Raw genomic sequence first — 17,900 nt, forward strand, 5'->3', positions numbered from 1 at the left:
TATTATTAAGCTATTGCTTGTGAAGATAACCTATATACACGTCAGGCTCAACGACCCTGCTACTCCACCCTTTCCGTCATTATCCTATCGGCACTGTGCACTTACAATTCTCAGACTGGCGCACTTACAGCTAAACTGCGTCAGCCCAGCATATCCAATTACCTGGTCTCTGCACTTCTCGGAGAGAGCCAAACCGTGCTAGATCACCAATATGAGTGTGCTATCTTCTGAATTTCCCATTTATACTCCACCCTTGGAGCCATATATTTCGATCATTCATCGTGATGCGGACATTCTGGTGCTGGACAAGCCGAGCGGGTTATTGTCTGTGCCGGGGCGTCATCCTGCCTTGTCGGATAGTCTTGCGACACGCGTACAAAAACAGTTTCCAAATGCACTGATGATCAACCGTCTGGACAAGGATACGTCTGGCCTGGTGTTGATGTCGCTCAATCGCAAAGCGCATGCTGCCATTGCCGCACAATTTGAGGCACGAACGACCCAAAAGTCATATGTGGCTGAAGTCTTCGGACTCGTGGAAAAAGATGAGGGGATGATTAACCTGCCGTTGGCAATTGACCCGGACAACAAACCACGCCATCGGGTTGACCATGAAAACGGTAAGCCCGCTCAGACGCATTGGACGGTTCTGGAGCGTGGTGAAAACACAACCCGGCTCCGTCTGTTTCCGATGACTGGACGCACCCATCAGCTGCGCGTTCATATGAAAGCAATCGGTCATGTGATTCTTGGTGATGAGTTTTATGCGGAAGGGGTTGCCCTCTCCGCCGCAGATCGCTTGCTATTGCATGCAGAAGAAGTCGCTTTTCGTCATCCTGATGGTCGCGATGTTAAATTCACCGTTCCCTGCCCGTTCTAAGAGCAACCATGTCGCAAAAAGCCGAAGCATCAGAGCTTATCGTTGATTTTGTTGGTGGCGCAGTTGGCCACAGATTCCGCTCTGGAGAAGGTCGCGGCCAGGCACTCGCCAAGGCTGCAGGTCTAGTCGGCGGCGTCACACCCGATATCGTGGACGCAACAGCGGGACTTGGGCGGGATGCCTTCCTGCTCGCGTCACTGGGTGCCAGGGTGACACTCATAGAGCGCTCACAAAAGATGCACGATCTGCTCACCGAAGGATTGGCACGCGCGGCAGCTGAGGGCGGACTATATGCCGAAACTGTGGCGCGAATGACGTTGCTGCACGGCGATTCCTGCCAGTTGCTCCCCACACTCAAGCCACAAGTGGTGCTGGTTGACCCCATGCATCCGCCACGAGGCAATTCAGCACTGGTCAAAAAGGAAATGCGCCAAATCCGGAACATTGTCGGCACCGACCCGGATTCCGAAAAGCTGATGCTGATCGCACTGGAGTATGTGCAAAATCGTGTCGTGCTGAAATGGCCCTTGCGTGCAGAACCCATGGCTGGGCTACGCAAGCCCTCCCATCAGATATTGGGCAAAAGCACGCGCTACGACGTCTTCGTTAAAGCAAAGATTGTGGTGACTTAAAATACGAAAGCAATTTCATACATTTCGGGCTGTATTCTAATTCGAGCACTTCACATCGTAAGAAATGACGGACGGCGTATCGGGCGAGTCTCCCACTGTTGTGACGGAAAGGCTGTTACCGGCATACTTATATGCGAAGCGACAGAAGCCACAGCCTGTTCCCGCACAGCCGTCGACCTCGTTGATCCCCATATCCAGCAAGCCCTGCGACGTAGCATCTGGTTCCTGCCTGCTCTGCTCTGGCTGCCAGCCATATTCTTTGAGCATCATACGCGCCAGAATGATCGGCACATTATAAATGTTGGGAACTGTTACCTGCCCCGAGCAAAACGTCTCTTCATTTGGCAACGCATTAACGCCACCCCCACCCCATGTGTTGGAGAATAGCTAAAGCGAGCTTGAATGGCTGGAAATCCTCTTCTCAACAGCACCCCTACGACCCTCAACCCGCAAAAAAGCTGAGGGCGTTTTTGCCATCGGCTTGTAGATTCAGATAGGGCGTCCTTCTCTGTTCTTTCTGCGTTGAGGCTTGTTTTCTTTAAAACGCAAAAACCCGCCGCTGTTGCGACGGGTTTGTTATATTTGGTTGCGGGGGCAGGATTTGAACCTGCGGCCTTCAGGTTATGAGTTTGATTTTTTAACATTCACCGTCGTTTCGTGTCGTTCCGCGTTTCTACTAAATTGCTGCGCCATATTGCTTTTTTCGTATTGCATCGCTTAACGTCGTTCCATGTAATTCAATCCGCCGTGGCGCACATGTGGCGCACGGTGGCGAACGACGACCCCGAAGGGTGAATGAAGATGCCAATTGCGAAACTTACACGGCGCGGCCTCGCGTCGATCAAACCCGTCGAAAAACGAACAACGTTCTATGACGCAGAACTCGCGGGCTTCGGCCTTCGTGTCGAGCCGAGCGGTCGGCAAACCTATTTTGTGGAATACCGTCCCGGCGCTGGCGGGCGAAACGTTGCAAAGAAGCGATACACGATTGGAACGTCTCTTGAGATTAGCCCGGAGGATGCCCGTAAACGTGCCTCTGACGTCCTCGCCGCCGTTCGCCTTGGCGGCGATCCGGCTGCGGAGAGATCAAAGGAGCGATCAATTCCTCGCTTTCAGGACTTCGCGGTCGATACGTTCCTCAAGGACGAGGAAGACCGGCTCAAGGTCCGAACGCTGGCAAATTACAAGAGCGCCATCAACCGGCATATAAATCCCGCCTTCGGGACTTTGCAGATCGACAAGGTGACCACGGCAGACGTTGCCCGTCTTCATCGCAGGATGGGGAAGACCATGCCGACGACGGCAAACAGGATGCTTGAGATCGTATCTTCGATCTATCGCCATGCTGGCCTCGCGGGCCACGTCCCCAAAGGTCACAACCCGGCAGCCGACATTGCAGCCTATCGAGAGGAAGGCCGCGAGCGTTTTCTTTCGGCTGATGAGCTTGCCCGCCTCGGCGACGCCTTGGCGCTCGCCGAGAGCGACGGCCTGCCGTGGAAGGAGAGCCAGAGCAAACACGTCCCGAAAACCAATCAGAAAACCGTCATAGATCGGCACGCCTGCGACGCGATCCGGCTCTTGATCCTGACCGGCCTTCGATTGCGCGAAGTCTTGAATATGAAATGGGCCGATATCGATTTCGAGCGTGGCGTCGCGCTCCTGCCCGATACCAAGACCGGGCGACGCTATGCTGTTCTCTCCGCCCCTGCCCTCACCCTCCTGCAAGAGATTGAAAATCTCGGCGATTACGTGATCCGGGGCGATGCTCGCGACAAGCCTCGGCACGATCTTAATCGACCATGGAGAGCAATCCGCGCCCATGCCGGGCTTGATGACGTTCGTATCCACGATCTCCGCCATTCCTTCGCCTCGGTTGCAGCCTCAGGCGGTGTTCCGCTTGCCGTCATTGGAAAGATGCTCGGACACGCGTCAGCGGCCACGACGCAGCGATATGCCCACCTTGCGGACGATCCGCTCAAGGCCGCAGCCGACACCGTCGCCGGACGGATCGCCGCTTCTATGACGGGTCGCAAAGCCGAAGTGATCCCGATGCGGAAGGTCGCCGGAAATGAGTGATAGGCAACTCCGGCAACGGCTTATCCGAAGAACGTCCCGGCTCCTCGCGCCCGATGTGGCTTGCGCAGTCGATGAGCCGCTAAAGGCGGCCATCGATGCCGGTATTCTCGCCGGAGACGAGCAGGATCATCGATTGAGCCTTGCGCTTATCGTTGCTGAGGCGTGGGGCGAAGCCTTGATCGCCAAAGGCGAAAGAGACGCAAGAGAGGCGGCGAAAGAACGGCAGGCATCGGCCCGCAAGGTGGCGAAGGCTCTCGATCTCCTCGCTCTCGATCTATCCGACGAAGCCGACGCGCTGGCGGCGCTGCTCGAAGCCACCGAAACGACGGACGCAGATACGGACGAGATGGTCGCCGAGCGGCGGCGTCAAGCAACCTTGTTTGCAGAAACCGCCAGAGCAGCCCGCAGGATCGCGACAGAGCGCGAGATAGTACCGAAGGGAGGGAATAGAACAGATCACCTTGTGCGGGGCTATTTCACGGCGTTCTCGGCATGGTGGAAGGATAGCGTTAGGCCAACGAACGCAGACGCGATCAAAGCCCGCGATCTGATTGCCGAGGCTCTGGCCTTCGATCTCGGCTTAATCGCCGACGGCTATCCGGTCGGCGCTTTCGCTCGATACGGTTTCAAGAAAATTTAGACTGCAAATATTTCTTTTCTATCTTTTCGCGTTCGAGAACGACAAGGGCAATTGTCGGCTGACTTCAACAAAGGAAAGCCGACAATGAACAAGCGTAACCTTGACCCTCAATTTCTAGCGACCCTCACCGTTTTGGATAGCGCCGAAGCTGCCGCTTATCTCCGCACAAGCACCAGCACATTGGCGAAATATCGCATGTACGGCGGCGGCCCCATCCACATCAAACAGAGCACGCGCAAGACGCTTTATCGCAAAGCCGATCTCGATGCTTGGCTCTCGTCTCGCGAAGCCGCTTAACCCAAATCACTTACGCACAACGCGCCCGGCCTTAAAGCCGGGCCGTGTCGTTTGATGTATAGATTTCCAAATTCCCATGTTTTTGATAATAACTTTAGAAACTCAAACATAGTTATCAACAACCAGAAGACATATTCACCGCGATAAATTGGTTTGATTGATAATATTTATTTGCCCACTATTGATTTTTACCGAATTGTCCGGCCTAATAACCTCAACGGGCAAATCAACCGTCGAACGAAGCAACAAAAACCCAAGCCAAAAGGCTTGACAACGTTCGAACAGGTGATTTGTGACTGATACCAACTCCACAACCGACATTGCGCCGATCCGCTTCCTATCCGTGAAGCAGGTCCTTGATCGCGTATCCATTTCCCGCTCGATGCTTTTGAAGCTCCGCAACGCCGGAGATTTCCCGCGAGCTGTACCAATCCTCGAAAAGCGCCGGGGCTTTCTTGAGCACGAAGTCACCGCGTGGATGGAAAGCCGCGTCGCTCTCCGAGATCAGGAGCATGACGATGGCGAAATTTGATTTCCACAAGCGCGCATCAGCCGACAGGCAACGCCGATACGGCTCCGAAAGCATTTCGGACACAACCATCCCGACCGAGTTTCACAGCAGGCCGAAAGCCCGGCAATCCAAGGCGGACGCACGGGCTGAACTCGAAAGGCTTCTCGCTGAACATACCGCAAAAGAAAAGCCCCGCCGTCCGTAGGAGGATCAGCAGGGCGAGACATTCACCAGCAAATGAAAGTCGAGATAACCATGTCAAACGCAGTTGGAAAGATCAAGCACATTGCAGGCTCTCCAATGAGCTTCGCGATCATCTTCTCAGCGATGATCGGCCTAAACATCGGCATCGCTATCGTACGGATTGCAGCCTGAAAAGCAAAAGCCCGGCTTGGGACCGGGCTTCGCAAATCGCAGCAACAAAAGGAATTACAATATGTCAAACGATACCGAGAAACACAAGCAGAAAAAGGTCGCCGAGCCATTGTCCGCGACTTGGAAATTTGAGTTGGAAGACACCGTCAACGGCGACCCGGAGATACCATCGAGCGGATTGAACATCCTTCGCGTCTATCTCAATTTCTGCACGGAAGATAACCCCTTCCCATACTGCGCAATGTCCACCCTCGTGGCGAGGACAAATCTTTCAGAGCCGACAATCAAGCGGACCCGGCGCAAGCTGATCGATCTCGGATATTTGGTAAGCAAGGGACCATCGGCACAGCGAGGCGCAACCCGGTATGAACTTCGGAATGAGAGGCGCGAAGTCGTCGCTTTAATGATCTCAGATCGAGAAAGAGAGCTTTCCTCAAGGGATCAAATTTTACCCCCAATAGAGAACGCTCGTGAAACGGCGCTCAAGGGATCAAATTTTACCCCTAAGTCAAAGGATCAAATTTTACCCCCAAATACCGTAGAGCCTTTGATTACTGGCGGGGCCACTCAAGTGGCCTCCGCCTTTAATATCAATCCTCACCAATTAAAGGATGAGGAGAACTCATCTTCTCGACAGGCTTTTGCTTACGCAAGCCTGTCAGATACCGGCGAGGATAAGAGCAGCGACCCTTCCGACGACGAAGCGATCTTCATCCCGGAAGCCGATGAAATCGAACTCGATAATTGTCCGCTTCCAGAGGTTCAGACGCCCGACAATCTCGACGGTCCTCATACCGGAGATCAGATCGAAGTCGGCGGTGGCGCATTCGCTCCGATAGTCGAGGAAGACGACGACGCCGAAACGCCAGACCCGGAAGATGACTTCGAACCCCTCGAAGGGACGGATGAGGATTACGCCGACGTCCTTCCGTTCGACAGCCATCAAGAAGAGAAGCAGCAGGCTTGGAGATAGGAATATGCAAATGGAATTTGACTTCGACAAACCAATCACGACACCGGCCATTCAGCCCGAGCCGGAGCCTTTCGGCACAATTGTTGCCTTTCCGCTCGCCCGCCACTTTGCATCCTCACGACTTCTTGGAGAGGAGCTTCGAGCAATCCCCACTATCGAAGAACGTCGCAAGTTATGGGGAAAACGAACCGGAGCGCTTATTCGCAGCCGGATTGCCTGTGGCCTGTCCCGCGAAGTCGCTGAGGCCGACGTTTCAGCATGGGCCGATCTGGCGCGCGAAGAATATCGCAATCCGCTCCCTTGCTTCCAAAAACCCTCTCGTTTTGAGGCGCTGCTTCCCTTCCCTTCACACGATCAGGACGAACCCCATGCCCGGCAAGCACAAGCCTGAAACAACGATAAGCCCCGACCGTCTTCGCATCATTGCGGAGGCAATCAACCCGCACGCATCGGACAATTGGCTTCGGGGCTTCGAGATTGCGGTCTCTATCCGGCCTAGAGCAAGCGAGGCCGATATCTTGGCCGTTGCAGCGAACATCAACGCGGAGGCTGCGTCCTACGAACTCGGTGTAGCAGCCGGATTTGCGACGGCGCAGGAGGCATTAGAGCGCCGGGCTTCGGAGTTCCACGCCAATCTGAACGCGAAGCTCGCGAACTTCGAGGCCAACGTAACGGGCGAACCGGAGCCTGCCGCCGACCAACCCACACTGAACTGAAACCGACCGCATGGCGGACGCGTGAGCGGCCCGCCCGTATCGAAAGGATTTTTGAATATGGAACTCAGCCCAACCTTACAGCACATCGCAGACGCACACATTCGCGGAAACGATGCCCTTTTTCTCGAAGGACTTATCGAGGCAGCCAAACTGTCGGGCCTGATTGGCACCGAGGCGACGCTTGTTTCGTTTGCCGAGCAATGGAAGGGAAAACCAACGGTCGAGGGCACATCGTCCGCGCCTGTATTGCCACAGCAGCCGGTGCCACAAGCATCGCTTGACGAAGCACGCGAGGACGGCCGTCGCGCCGGAGCCGCCTTCGAGCGCCAGCGCCTCCGGGCGATCTTGACGGACCCGCTCGCAGCCGACCGAATGGATGCTGCAAAGCATCTCGCGTTCGGTACGTCTATGACGGACAAGGAAGCTATTGCTTTCATGCAAACCGTCGCCCCGGCGACGCTAGCGCAGGCACTTCAAAGCCTTCCGGCAACAGTCGCACGCGCCTGCAACACATCTACCGGGCTTGTGGCCTTCGATGCCGCAGCCGGGGCGATTGCCTCGGTTGATGTGGGATCAGATGGCGGAAGCAACGTCACTCCGAGCGTTTCGCTTAGTAGCTTCGAGCGGACCCCCGATCCACATGCAGCGATACGCAAGTCGCCTGAGCAGAAGACGAAATCGCTCTGGAAGAAAATCACGGGCGACCTCAACGCCGATGGTCACGCAATCCAAGGTTAACGACGGCGCGACGGCTGCCGTCGCAACCGATTATGAGGCGCGGATACAATGGAGCTTTTTGACAAGACCGATTTGAACTGGCCCCCGGACCCTGCAACCATCGATCTGAACGACGGACAATGGCTGACCCCGCAACAGGCGGCCGCAGTTGCGAGAGTTTCAGAACGGACCATCTGGCGGCAGCACGCGGAGCGGGACATAGCGATCAAAGTATTTGGTCGCATATGGATCAGTCGGCGCAGGCTGTTCGGTCAATGAGGGCGGCTTTCGAGCCGCCTTTTCCTTTTCTGGCAGAACATGTCTCATCCTGTCAGCAGAAAAACGCGACCGGCTTTGGCATTGTCGAGGAAACAAACCAATCAGCCGGAGCCACCACATGCTCGATCTTCCAGACGCAATTCTCGACACCTTGCCCGAAGCTTCTCGCATGAAGCTTGAGCGTCACTTAGCTGACCGTGACGCTTCATTTGCAGCCTATCGCCAAGCATCAGACCGCGAACAGTCGGCCCGCGCTGAATATGGCCTCGTAGGTGGTTTCGCAGCCAGTCGGCTCAAAGCCCATCCCGGTTCTCAAACGACTTATCCCGGCGCTCCTGATCCTAAGCCGACTGCGACAACGCAGGAGCGAATTTCCGCTCCGGTAGAGGCTGCAAAACGGGCGCTGCAAGTGGCTTCCGCTGCGAGGGAGCGCGCCGGTGAGCATCAGGACAAGTTCGCCTTTCTTGAAAATATTTTGGAATGGTTGCGCCGTACCGCGGCGCCGGGCGGGCACTTTCGCGAGGCGCGGATTGATCCGGCCCTCGTGAAAACCAAAGGCCCCCTTGCTACAGAAGTTACGAAAATCCGCGCTCGCATCGCTGAGATTGAAGCGACCTTCGCCAAGGTTGAACGGGCACCGGTTCCGGCCGATGATCTCAGAAGCCGTGCTTTTGCTGAGATCGATAGGATTGCGGAAACCGGCGTTCTCAAAGTCCATCCTTCAAACCGTACCGGCACGCCGCTCGGCCTTGCTCAAAAACTCTCTATCGCGCTGGTGGGTGAAAATTCGCTGATCGGCACTGGCGGTTCTGAAGTTCTGGTCTGGCTTCTTCGCGACGACCTAAAAGGGGCCGTTGCCGCGATGATCAATGCGCTGCCACAGGCAGGCGCAATGAGTGACGATGAACGCGAGACAGCTTTTGCTGATCTTGCCGCTGCACGCCTCAAACTTGAACGCATAGAAGAATGTTTGATCGCGACTGCGGCTGTTGATGGCCTAGCTATAGCTCGTCGCTTCGATCTGGACCCACGTGCCTATCTCAATATCGAAGCCTGATCCTATCGTCCGGGTCTAAGGGGCATCCAACCCCGCAGACCTCCCCGGACGTATCCGAGAGGAGTGAGACCCGCGCCCTCACTCCTCTCAATCAACTCAAAGACGCCCCGACCCTTTCCTCTCATAACAGGCCATACAAGCGCGAGAGCGAGAACGGGTATCCCGATAAGGCAAAGACGCTGAACGCGAGCCACGGGGCTGATACGGGGCGAACAGGGGCAAAGCCCGGAAAGCGAATAGGGACCGTACCCCTAGGGCGTGCCTTGCGGGGTCGCCGCCTCCCCCTATTCGCGTGTTTCTCACGTTTCCAATTCTCAACTTTGCTTGGCTGAAACGTCCTGAAAAAACAAAAGAACGGGTTTCCAAAATGACCGAAATACCCTCCGGCTTTATCCCGGCCCGCCGCCTTGGAATTTTATTGAACCTTTCTCTTGAGCGACTTCGCCAGCTTGCCCGACAAGGTGTGATCCCTGCCGCTATAAATGGCGCTTATCCTCTCATCGGATCGGTGCAAGGTTATGTCCGCTTTCTCACGAACAATCCCGGTCGGACAGACGGCGCGGCGGTGGCCTTAGCCGACGCCAAGCGCCGCGAGATCGAACTTCGGAACGCTCGCGCGGCTGCGACGCTGATCGAAACTGCCGACCTTGATCGGTTCTTCACCGATACTCTCTCGACCCTGCGGGCCGAAGTCCTGGCCTCTATGGGGACGCTCGACGCTAAGGTCTTGCCGCTCGCTCTTGCCGCTGCCGGGACCGCTTTCGAACGAGCCGAGGCAAAGGTCGCGGAAGCGGTCACCAAGTTGCGGAACGGTCGCGATCCGCTGGAAGATCAGGACGATGAATAGACTTTCCATCTTTGTCGCGGCGGCTCTCGCGGCCTCCGCCCCGGCCCATGCCGAAACGATCATCAGCGGGTCAGTGCGCGTTCTCGATGGCGATACGGTCGCGATGGGCGTTGTTCGCATCCGGCTCCATGGCATCGACGCACCGGAAGACGGGCAGACTTGCCAGCTTACGGACGGCACGGAATGGGACTGCGGAAAGGCCGCTACGGATCGGCTTGTCGAGGTTATCGCAGATCGAAGCCTCGAATGCTCCCCGGTTGATCGGGATCGTTACGGACGGATCGTGGCCGACTGCTTCGCCGAGGGGATCAATATCGGCGAAGCACTTGTCCGTTCCGGCCTCGCGTGGGCCTATCGTCGTTATTCTCTCGATTATGTCCCCTCCGAGACGGCGGCCAAAGCCGCCCGTCGCGGTGTCTGGCAAAGTCCGTCAATCGCGCCGTGGGATTGGCGCAAGCAGCGCGACGCGGGCGGTTAGTTACTCCGATGAATTTCGCTGTCGACGCTAAAGTCGTAATGGCCGTCGGCGATTTTACGTTGAGCTTCCTTGAAAGCTGTTTCAGGTGGCGTAATGCTGCTACTTCGAGCAATATCCATCCGGTCCATCAACTCAGCCAGTGCGGCTTCAGCTGCCTGCACGTCGCCTAAAGCGGTGATATTCGCCGTTCGCCTGAAGCGATCCTGCAAAGCCTTGAAATCGGCTGCTAAACGGGAAATTTCATCGACGCTCGTTTCAAACTTCAACGCGTCAGCCATAGCCGGAAACAAGCTGGCGATAAAAGCCAACACCGCAACAACCCAATCCCAACCCCAATCCTGTAGGATCGAAAGTCCGGCGACGCCGCCGATTATGATAGGAGCGGCAACAAAAAATTGCTTTTGACGGCGAACCCGGCGCAGCCAAATGTAGAGCGTGGTGGAGGTATACAGACAGGACTCCTCCTGCCTCTTGCATTCCGCGATAATCGCTCGTCGGCGATCATCTACAAAACGTGGATTGGTATCCGATCCCCGAATATTTTCTGCCATTCTTCGCCTGCCAAGATGGTGTAATCTTCATGTTCATGTTCGCACGCCCGGATCGCTCGATCACGGGCGGTTTGCGCTCGTGAAAGCCACGTATCGCCCAGATTGACGAGTTCTAATGTTCCGGGGATGGTTTGGTTCGTCCAAGCCTTGTTGCAAAGCCAAATCAAGAAATCTCGGATAAACCAATCGTAATAGAAATAATCCTGATGCCGATACACGTAGCTCGGCATGAACTCGGCAACGAGCAACTCTATTTGATACGATTTTAGCGGTACGTTGCAATGCCGCTTCCATGTCTTGAGCATCTGCGCCATCGGCCGCACATTGCCAAATGCGTTGAGATCAGCCGCATCTATATAAGCAATTTCAGCCAGTGGATCGACCATCTTCCACCGCCCGCCATCATTCGTATCGGGCATGTAGAACCGGCCGCTATTGTCGTATCGAAACGCTGGAACAACCTCTACGGTGATAGTATTGAACCCCACAATAACGACTTGCCCATCACCGCGCATGGTCGTTTGTGGGTAGGTGTTCGAGAGATTTTCACGAACTTCCTGAAGCAACGCCGACTGCTTATTGCCTTGGTACGCTTCGAAGCGATGGTAAACCGCAACTGGTAACTCAAAAAAGATATCTACATCGCTTGGGGGAGCGACTGCGGTTCCTTTGCCCCAAGACCCCACGATAAACCCGCACGGGTTATCGGAGGCTTCGCTATAATACGCCCGGTGAAGCGACTTCCGCACACCGAGTTGCTTGCCCACGCCATCATCAAGTTGATCCTTCGATAACTTCAGACCATCATGAAATCGGCGGAACCGCTGCCGCACCCCTATCCACATCCGAATCGCCCCCCGTAATCCGGCCAAGTATAGCGGCAGAAACTTTGTTTGCACCTGCGAGTAGCAACGATCCCCTACAAACAACTTTTGGATAATCCTGCTGCCCACCTTGCCATCCCGGCGAATGACACCATATTGAAATTAGCGCTTTGCCTGACGCCGGATGTACGCGCAAGCAGAGTATGGAGGCCGGGTTTTCCCGGCCTTTTGCATTTCAGACCATCCCGCACCTTTCAAAGAAAAGCCCCGCGTAAACAGCGGGGCGTGACGTGCTTCTTACCGTTTGTGACGGCAAGCCTTTGAAAGCGACGCGGATTAACCGATTACGTCAAACTCGCTGACGAGCGCGTCGATAGCCTTATCGCCGCCCTGCATGATCTTTCTAACCAGAAGAGCCGCAAGCTCTGCCGGATCGCGTTCCCGCTTGGCGGCGTACTTCTCTATCAACTCGCGATCCGCCTTTTTCCATTTCAGCAAGCAATAGTCGTCATGTCCGCCATTTCTCATGAGCGGAATATCGTGTCCGTGAAGCATGGTGCGAACGCGAGGCGCTGTGGTGCCGCCAATGATCCGTGCGATCTCCTCGCCGCTCTTGCCTTGCCCTGCGAGATACGCCGCGCGCATCTTGTCGGGGCCGTACCAGACACGACGCGGCATTGCCTCGGCGGCGCGCTTCTCGGCCTGCTTGACGCGCTTCTCCGCATTCTTCTCGATCTCGGACGTTCGCTTCGCGACGGCCTTCTCGACGGCATCCGCAATCGCCTCAAGAGGCGGTGAGCGGAAACGGACCTTGGGACGCTCGTTCGCATTTCTCGACGCTGCCGGGGCTGCTTTCATGTGTTCTGACCTCCATACCGTGCCTCTGCTAATATCTTCGCTCGCTCGCCTTCCGGGTCCATCGCCATGAACAGGACACGGACGGGAGAGGCCCGACGCCATGCCCGCCATTGTCTCGCCGGGATGCTACCGGCCCGGACTGCCATAAAGGCCAGCCGGGCGACGTCCCGCCGTTGCGCTTTCGAAAGTGGCTCGTATGCAATCATCATATTCTTTCCTCAACAAAGAAGAAAGCATGATGCACGTTTAAACGGGACAATATATTTGGAATATCGTTTGGAAATCCAAGTTGGAAAAATTCCGCATCACCAGCTTCAACTGTCAGTCATTGTCAATCGTACGATTTATCGATTTTGATATACTTAACATTGGCAAAAGCGGCTTATTTCTTACTTTTTTGCAGCGTTGCCTACCCGAAATTTTGCCATCGGAGCAAGGAAACACAATAGAGAGGCCACGGGATGGCAAATCTTACTTCAATTCTTACCGTCCGCTTGATCGACGCGGTTACGGCTCCGGCGCGTGCGGCCGCTAATTCCATCCGTGGAATTGGTAATGCCGTTGACACCACGAACGCCCGTCGCCTTGCAATCGGCGGCGCGGTCAATTCGATGGTGACGGACGTAGGTAAGGCGACGGATCGCCTGCGGCGGAATATGCACAACATGACCACCGGGCTATCAATGCCCGCTGGTTTCCTTACGTTCTTCGGCGCTCGCGCGGTCTATGACTTCGAGAAAACGTCGAACGCCTTGCAGGCGGTAACGGACACGACGGACGTTCAGCGCAAAGCGATCCAGAATTACGCGAAAGAGCTAAACGAGCTTTTTCCCGCGACAAATTCCGAGATCATGAAAGGCGCTTACGAACTCGGCCGCGCTGGCTTCAAGTACGATCAGATTATGGGTTCCATGAAAGGAATGCTCAATCTGGCCCTTGCTGGCGATATCGCGATCAAGGAAAGCGCCGACATTGCCACCAATATTTTGACGGCTATGCGCCTGCCGATGAAGACCGTCGAGCAGGCATCGGAAAGCCTTACCCGCGTTAACGACGCGCTCGCCTATTCCGCCTCGAACTCGAATACCGATGTTCGCATGATGGGCGAAACCTTTAAGTACGTCGGCCCGATGGCCGCCGCAGCCGGAATGTCAATTGAAGAGGTCGCGGCCGCTTCAATGGTTATGGCCCGAAACGGCATCCGGGCGAGCGAGGCGGGCGTCGCAATGCGATCCGCTCTCGTCCGCATGGTCCGGCCGACTAAGCCAATGCTCGCCGCTCTTGAGCGTATGAATGTCAATGTCAATGATTTCGTAAAAGGCGGACGACAGATCAGCGCGAAGGATATCGTCTCGTCGCTTGCCGTTGACGGCATCGACGCGACTTCATACGCGAAGCAGATCGAGCAGGTTCTTAACGATCCGAGCCTCAATAAATCCTTGAGCAAGCTTTCGGAGCGGTTGACGAATGTCATCGGCGGCGACGGCTCGGTTATGGATAAGGCGAAGCTCTCGGAGACGATTACCGACGCCCTCACGGCGGCGGGTTCTGAGGTCGATTTCTTCGGCTTTATCCGAGCGCTTCGAGAGAAGGGCGCGGACCTCGGCGATATCGCTCGTATCTTCGACGCCCGGCAAGGTTCGCGATTGATTACGCTCCTCGCGGGCGATCTCGACAAGGCTAAGGCCGATGTTGAGGGCGGCGCGAAGGGTTCGACCGACCGCATGGCTAAGACCATGATGAAAGGTATCGTCGGGGATTGGGCCGAGCTTGAAGCGTCCGTCGAAAATCTGTTCGTCTCGATTGCGGAGAGCGGCGTCCTCAAGACGGCCTCGGAAGCGTTTAAGGCACTGGCAAACGGCATCAAGTCGCTTTCGGAGAGCAATCCGAAGATGCTCGAATTTGGCACCTACGCGCTCTTGATCGCGGGTGCGCTCGGCCCGATTACTATCGTCGGCGCTGGCGTACTTTCTTTTTTCCGGTCTCTCATAGATGTTATGCGGATCGCCGTCGCCCTTGGTAAAGGAACGCTAGGGGTAGCGGCGGCGACAATGGGCGTAACCGGAGCGGCGGCAGGCGGGGCGGCAGGATCGGCGGCCGCAGGCACAGCGGCCGGAGCTGGCGCAGCTTCTAAGGGAACCTCTCTTTTCAGGAAGCTCCTCAAGGGTGCTGGCATCGTCGGCACGGCCTTGACGGTTAACGAAGCCCTCGGCGCCATCGACCCGGAAGGCAACCTGTGGGGCCTGACGAGCGGGATCGACGCATGGGTCGCGAGCAAGACCGGGATCAATCCGTCTAAGGTCGGCGCAAGCGAACGGGTCGGCCCGGAAGCGACGCCGGAGGAAGGTCGGGCACACGATCTTGCCGAATGGCAGGCTCGACAGGCCGCGATTGATGCTCGTCTTTCTCAGATCGAGAAGAACACGCATCCGTCAATGCGCGACATGCCAAACATGGAGCGCGAGAACTTGCAGGCCGAGCGGACGATGCTCGACCAGAAGGTCAAAGACCTAGCGCCTGAAGGCAATAGCGCTGCAGGTTCGGCCGCCGCCGATGTGACGATGGGCGGTTTCAATCAAACCATGCAGGCCAAGGCCGACGAAGCTCGCGCCATCATGGCAAAGCTAATGGCTGACATTCAGGGCATGGCCTCAACCGTGATGGCTCCGACGATCCGGCCAAAGCTCGATATGTCTGGCATATCCGGCGTTCATGCGGACGTGGGCGTCGAGTAGATGCGAGGGGCGGCTCAAGCCGCGCCTTACTTCTTTTCCTGCCGTTCCAAGAGCGTCTCAACGAGAAAGGTAGCAATTGCGCCCGCTGTGTTAACGGCGAGACTTGCATGACGCGGCGAAGGTCGAACAGGTAGTTTCCCACCGCGACCGTGCGCATCCGATAGGCGGTTTCGCAACGTACCAATTCCGTTCACGAGGTTCATCGCACCGCCCAAAATCGCTTTGATCGGCTCCTCGGTATGCTGATTGGGAGCGAGGTTCAGGACCTTTGCGGCATTGCTATATAGCTTTGGCAAATCATCCTTTTCAGAATACGACTTGCCCGCCTCATCGAGGATGCGCTTCGAGACAGTCTCAAGCAACGTTCGAGCAACAGTGATTGCACCTTCGGGATCGGTGTTACGGCGGGCGATAGCTTTCTCCCACACAGCGTGCACGCCATCGACATCAAATGTCTGCAATGCGTCCGATGCGATCTGATCACCGGGGGCGGCATTCTTACCTTCGAGATGATCAATCAGCGGAGTAAACGCTTCGCTTATTATCCGCTGTCTTTCGTCGTAGGTTCCCGCTTCCCCTTTAATGTACGGCCAAAATGTTTTCAAATTTCGATATGTTCGAACAAAAGTTGGAAGTCTGTCGCGGATTTCGACATTTTTTATGAATTCCCCACGCAGGTAGTCGTAAATCCAGTTGTCTTTGGAACCGCCAGTGGCGGAAGCGATCAAGATGCCCTCCATCATCTTTACCCGTTCCAGCAATGAACTTGGTATATCCTTGAGATCCATTCCCCCTCCCCCCTGATAGATCGTTCAATTCGCCATTTAGTGTAGCAGCCCTATCCTGCGGAACGCTATACTGTTCGGCCTTCACTTATCCCCAAGCGGCGCCATTTGCCTCGCGGTGGCGATCATGTGGCGCACAAACTATAAATAACAAAAAGCCCCGGACCTAAATCCGGGGCTATTCATTTGATATTATTAGGTAATTTTGGTTGCGGGGGCAGGATTTGAACCTGCGGCCTTCAGGTTATGAGCCTGACGAGCTACCGGGCTGCTCCACCCCGCGTTAAGGGCTTAATTTGTATGACCGGTTTTGGTAGTTTTTTTTTGCGCTTAGCGCTGATGAATGCTGTTTTGTATGGTTATGAGAAGATGATTTGATTTGTGTGCTTAGCAGACCTGGCAGCGACCTACTCTCCCGTGTCTTAAGACAAAGTACCATTGGCGCTGGAGCGTTTCACGGCCGAGTTCGGAATGGGATCGGGTGCAGCCGCTCCGCCATAACCACCAGGTCGGCGAAGAACACAAATATGAGAAGCTGGTTGTCTTTCGTGCAGATATTGAGTTGTTTTCAGGCGCTGATAAACAATAAGCACACGACTGTGTGCCGTCGCTTGTGCGACGCGCCGTCCGCAGCGAAGCAGCGTTAGCTGCGACAGCGTGAGGACAAAACAAACTATCGAACTTCGTTCGATGGATATTGTAAATGAGAATGATCAAGTCGATCGAGCTATTAGTACCGGTAAGCTACATGCGTTGCCGCACTTCCACACCCGGCCTATCAACGTGGTAGTCTTCCACGGCTCTGATAGGGAATACTCGTTTTTAGGTGGGTTTCCCGCTTAGATGCCTTCAGCGGTTATCCCGTCCGTATATAGCTACCCTGCTATGCCGTTGGCACGACAACAGGTCCACCAGAGATACGTCCATCCCGGTCCTCTCGTACTAGGGACAGATCCTATCAATATTCCTACACCCACGGCAGATAGGGACCGAACTGTCTCACGACGTTCTGAACCCAACTCACGTACCGCTTTAAATGGCGAACAGCCATACCCTTGGGACCTGCTCCAGCCCCAGGATGCGATGAGTCGACATCGAGGTGCCAAACAACCCCGTCGATATGGACTCTTGGGGGTCATCAGCCTGTTATCCCCGGCGTACCTTTTATCCGTTGAGCGATGGCCCTTCCACGCGGGACCACCGGATCACTATGACCGACTTTCGTCTCTGCTCGACTTGTCAGTCTTGCAGTCAGGCAGGCTTATGCCATTGCACTCGACGAACGATTTCCGACCGTTCTGAGCCTACCATCGCGCGCCTCCGTTACTCTTTAGGAGGCGACCGCCCCAGTCAAACTACCCACCATACACGGTCCTGGACCCGGATAACGGGCCGCAGTTAGACATCCATATAGATAAGGGTGGTATTTCAAGGATGACTCCACCATGGCTGGCGCCACGGCTTCAAAGTCTACCACCTATCCTACACATGTCGACACGAATGCCAGTGTAAAGCTATAGTAAAGGTGCACGGGGTCTTTCCGTCTAACCGCAGGAACCCCGCATCTTCACGGGGAATTCAATTTCACTGAGTCTGCGTTGGAGACAGCGGGGAAGTCGTTACGCCATTCGTGCAGGTCGGAACTTACCCGACAAGGAATTTCGCTACC

The 17,900-nt window shown here is 55.6% G+C and carries 21 protein-coding genes, 1 tRNA gene and 2 rRNA genes (1 of these 24 only partly in view); 16 read left to right on the top strand and 8 right to left on the bottom strand.

Annotated elements, in window-relative coordinates:
* Positions 1-211 precede the first annotated feature (211 nt).
* The gene (locus tag CEV33_RS10630; protein WP_094540455.1) at positions 212-880 is read left to right on the top strand and encodes an RluA family pseudouridine synthase; all 669 of its coding nucleotides are present in this window, start codon (positions 212-214) and stop codon (positions 878-880) included.
* Positions 881-888: 8 nt separating this feature from the next.
* A complete protein-coding gene (locus tag CEV33_RS10635) occupies positions 889-1,512 on the top strand; it encodes a class I SAM-dependent methyltransferase (RefSeq protein WP_094540456.1) in 624 nt (207 codons plus the stop codon).
* Between the two features lie 36 nt (positions 1,513-1,548).
* Here the strand turns inward: CEV33_RS10635 and CEV33_RS10640 are convergent, their stop codons facing one another.
* Complete coding sequence (locus tag CEV33_RS10640) at positions 1,549-1,860, bottom strand: hypothetical protein (RefSeq protein ID WP_141211576.1); 312 nt, start codon at positions 1,858-1,860, stop codon at positions 1,549-1,551.
* Between the two features lie 453 nt (positions 1,861-2,313).
* Between CEV33_RS10640 and CEV33_RS10645 the strand changes: the two genes are divergently transcribed.
* The 13 genes from CEV33_RS10645 to CEV33_RS10705 all read left to right on the top strand — a co-directional run bounded on the left by CEV33_RS10645 (position 2,314) and on the right by CEV33_RS10705 (position 10,478).
* Positions 2,314-3,588: a tyrosine-type recombinase/integrase gene (locus tag CEV33_RS10645; RefSeq protein ID WP_167388145.1), complete on the top strand. Its 1,275-nt coding sequence runs from the start codon at positions 2,314-2,316 to the stop codon at positions 3,586-3,588.
* Positions 3,581-4,228 (top strand): hypothetical protein, encoded by a 648-nt coding sequence (locus CEV33_RS10650; RefSeq protein WP_094540459.1) that lies wholly within the window; start codon positions 3,581-3,583, stop codon positions 4,226-4,228. The genes CEV33_RS10645 and CEV33_RS10650 overlap by 8 nt, the downstream gene beginning before the upstream one ends.
* An 84-nt stretch (positions 4,229-4,312) precedes the next feature.
* The gene (locus tag CEV33_RS10655) at positions 4,313-4,525 is read left to right on the top strand and encodes a helix-turn-helix transcriptional regulator (protein ID WP_094540460.1); all 213 of its coding nucleotides are present in this window, start codon (positions 4,313-4,315) and stop codon (positions 4,523-4,525) included.
* Between the two features lie 292 nt (positions 4,526-4,817).
* Positions 4,818-5,057 (top strand): helix-turn-helix transcriptional regulator, encoded by a 240-nt coding sequence (locus CEV33_RS10660; protein WP_094540461.1) that lies wholly within the window; start codon positions 4,818-4,820, stop codon positions 5,055-5,057.
* The gene (locus CEV33_RS10665; protein WP_094540462.1) at positions 5,044-5,241 is read left to right on the top strand and encodes a hypothetical protein; all 198 of its coding nucleotides are present in this window, start codon (positions 5,044-5,046) and stop codon (positions 5,239-5,241) included. The genes CEV33_RS10660 and CEV33_RS10665 overlap by 14 nt, the downstream gene beginning before the upstream one ends.
* A 231-nt stretch (positions 5,242-5,472) precedes the next feature.
* Complete coding sequence (locus CEV33_RS10670; RefSeq protein WP_094540463.1) at positions 5,473-6,384, top strand: helix-turn-helix domain-containing protein; 912 nt, start codon at positions 5,473-5,475, stop codon at positions 6,382-6,384.
* Positions 6,385-6,394: 10 nt separating this feature from the next.
* Positions 6,395-6,775, top strand: a complete 381-nt coding sequence (locus CEV33_RS10675; RefSeq protein ID WP_141211577.1) for a hypothetical protein — start codon at positions 6,395-6,397, stop codon at positions 6,773-6,775.
* A complete protein-coding gene (locus CEV33_RS10680; protein ID WP_094540465.1) occupies positions 6,753-7,100 on the top strand; it encodes a hypothetical protein in 348 nt (115 codons plus the stop codon). Before CEV33_RS10675 ends, CEV33_RS10680 begins: the two co-directional genes overlap by 23 nt.
* A 57-nt stretch (positions 7,101-7,157) precedes the next feature.
* Complete coding sequence (locus tag CEV33_RS10685) at positions 7,158-7,838, top strand: hypothetical protein (RefSeq protein ID WP_094540466.1); 681 nt, start codon at positions 7,158-7,160, stop codon at positions 7,836-7,838.
* 48 nt (positions 7,839-7,886) lie between these two features.
* Positions 7,887-8,096 carry a hypothetical protein gene (locus CEV33_RS23720; protein WP_141211578.1) on the top strand — a complete coding sequence of 70 codons (210 nt, stop codon included), beginning with the start codon at positions 7,887-7,889 and terminating at the stop codon, positions 8,094-8,096.
* 118 nt (positions 8,097-8,214) lie between these two features.
* On the top strand, positions 8,215-9,153 hold the full coding sequence (locus CEV33_RS10695) for a hypothetical protein (protein ID WP_094540468.1): 939 nt from the start codon (positions 8,215-8,217) through the stop codon (positions 9,151-9,153).
* Between the two features lie 367 nt (positions 9,154-9,520).
* Positions 9,521-10,000: a hypothetical protein gene (locus CEV33_RS10700; RefSeq protein WP_141211579.1), complete on the top strand. Its 480-nt coding sequence runs from the start codon at positions 9,521-9,523 to the stop codon at positions 9,998-10,000.
* Positions 9,993-10,478 (top strand): thermonuclease family protein, encoded by a 486-nt coding sequence (locus tag CEV33_RS10705; protein ID WP_094540470.1) that lies wholly within the window; start codon positions 9,993-9,995, stop codon positions 10,476-10,478. The genes CEV33_RS10700 and CEV33_RS10705 overlap by 8 nt, the downstream gene beginning before the upstream one ends.
* Here the strand turns inward: CEV33_RS10705 and CEV33_RS10710 are convergent.
* The 3 genes from CEV33_RS10710 to CEV33_RS10720 all read right to left on the bottom strand — a co-directional run bounded on the left by CEV33_RS10710 (position 10,475) and on the right by CEV33_RS10720 (position 12,711).
* The gene (locus CEV33_RS10710) at positions 10,475-11,029 is read right to left on the bottom strand and encodes a hypothetical protein (protein WP_094540471.1); all 555 of its coding nucleotides are present in this window, start codon (positions 11,027-11,029) and stop codon (positions 10,475-10,477) included. The two genes, CEV33_RS10705 and CEV33_RS10710, sit on opposite strands and share 4 nt — an antisense overlap.
* The gene (locus CEV33_RS10715) at positions 10,984-11,874 is read right to left on the bottom strand and encodes an SMODS domain-containing nucleotidyltransferase (protein ID WP_094540472.1); all 891 of its coding nucleotides are present in this window, start codon (positions 11,872-11,874) and stop codon (positions 10,984-10,986) included. Before CEV33_RS10715 ends, CEV33_RS10710 begins: the two co-directional genes overlap by 46 nt.
* Before the next feature lie 315 nt (positions 11,875-12,189).
* A complete protein-coding gene (locus tag CEV33_RS10720) occupies positions 12,190-12,711 on the bottom strand; it encodes a hypothetical protein (RefSeq protein WP_094540473.1) in 522 nt (173 codons plus the stop codon).
* Positions 12,712-13,172: 461 nt separating this feature from the next.
* Here CEV33_RS10720 and CEV33_RS10730 point away from each other — a divergent pair, with 461 nt between their 5' ends.
* Positions 13,173-15,446 (top strand): phage tail tape measure protein, encoded by a 2,274-nt coding sequence (locus tag CEV33_RS10730; protein WP_094540475.1) that lies wholly within the window; start codon positions 13,173-13,175, stop codon positions 15,444-15,446.
* A 26-nt stretch (positions 15,447-15,472) separates the two neighbouring features.
* Here the strand turns inward: CEV33_RS10730 and CEV33_RS10735 are convergent, their stop codons facing one another.
* The 4 genes from CEV33_RS10735 to CEV33_RS10750 form a co-directional block, all read right to left on the bottom strand.
* Positions 15,473-16,234, bottom strand: a complete 762-nt coding sequence (locus CEV33_RS10735) for an abortive infection family protein (protein ID WP_094540476.1) — start codon at positions 16,232-16,234, stop codon at positions 15,473-15,475.
* A 203-nt stretch (positions 16,235-16,437) separates the two neighbouring features.
* A tRNA-Met gene (locus tag CEV33_RS10740) sits at positions 16,438-16,514 on the bottom strand.
* Positions 16,515-16,625: 111 nt separating this feature from the next.
* A 5S ribosomal RNA gene (rrf, locus tag CEV33_RS10745) occupies positions 16,626-16,740 on the bottom strand.
* A gap of 200 nt (positions 16,741-16,940) precedes the next feature.
* Positions 16,941-17,900, bottom strand: a 23S ribosomal RNA gene (locus CEV33_RS10750) (it continues 1,845 nt past the right edge of the window).

It is taken from the genome of Brucella grignonensis (assembly GCF_002252505.1).
GTDB lineage: Bacteria > Pseudomonadota > Alphaproteobacteria > Rhizobiales > Rhizobiaceae > Brucella > Brucella grignonensis.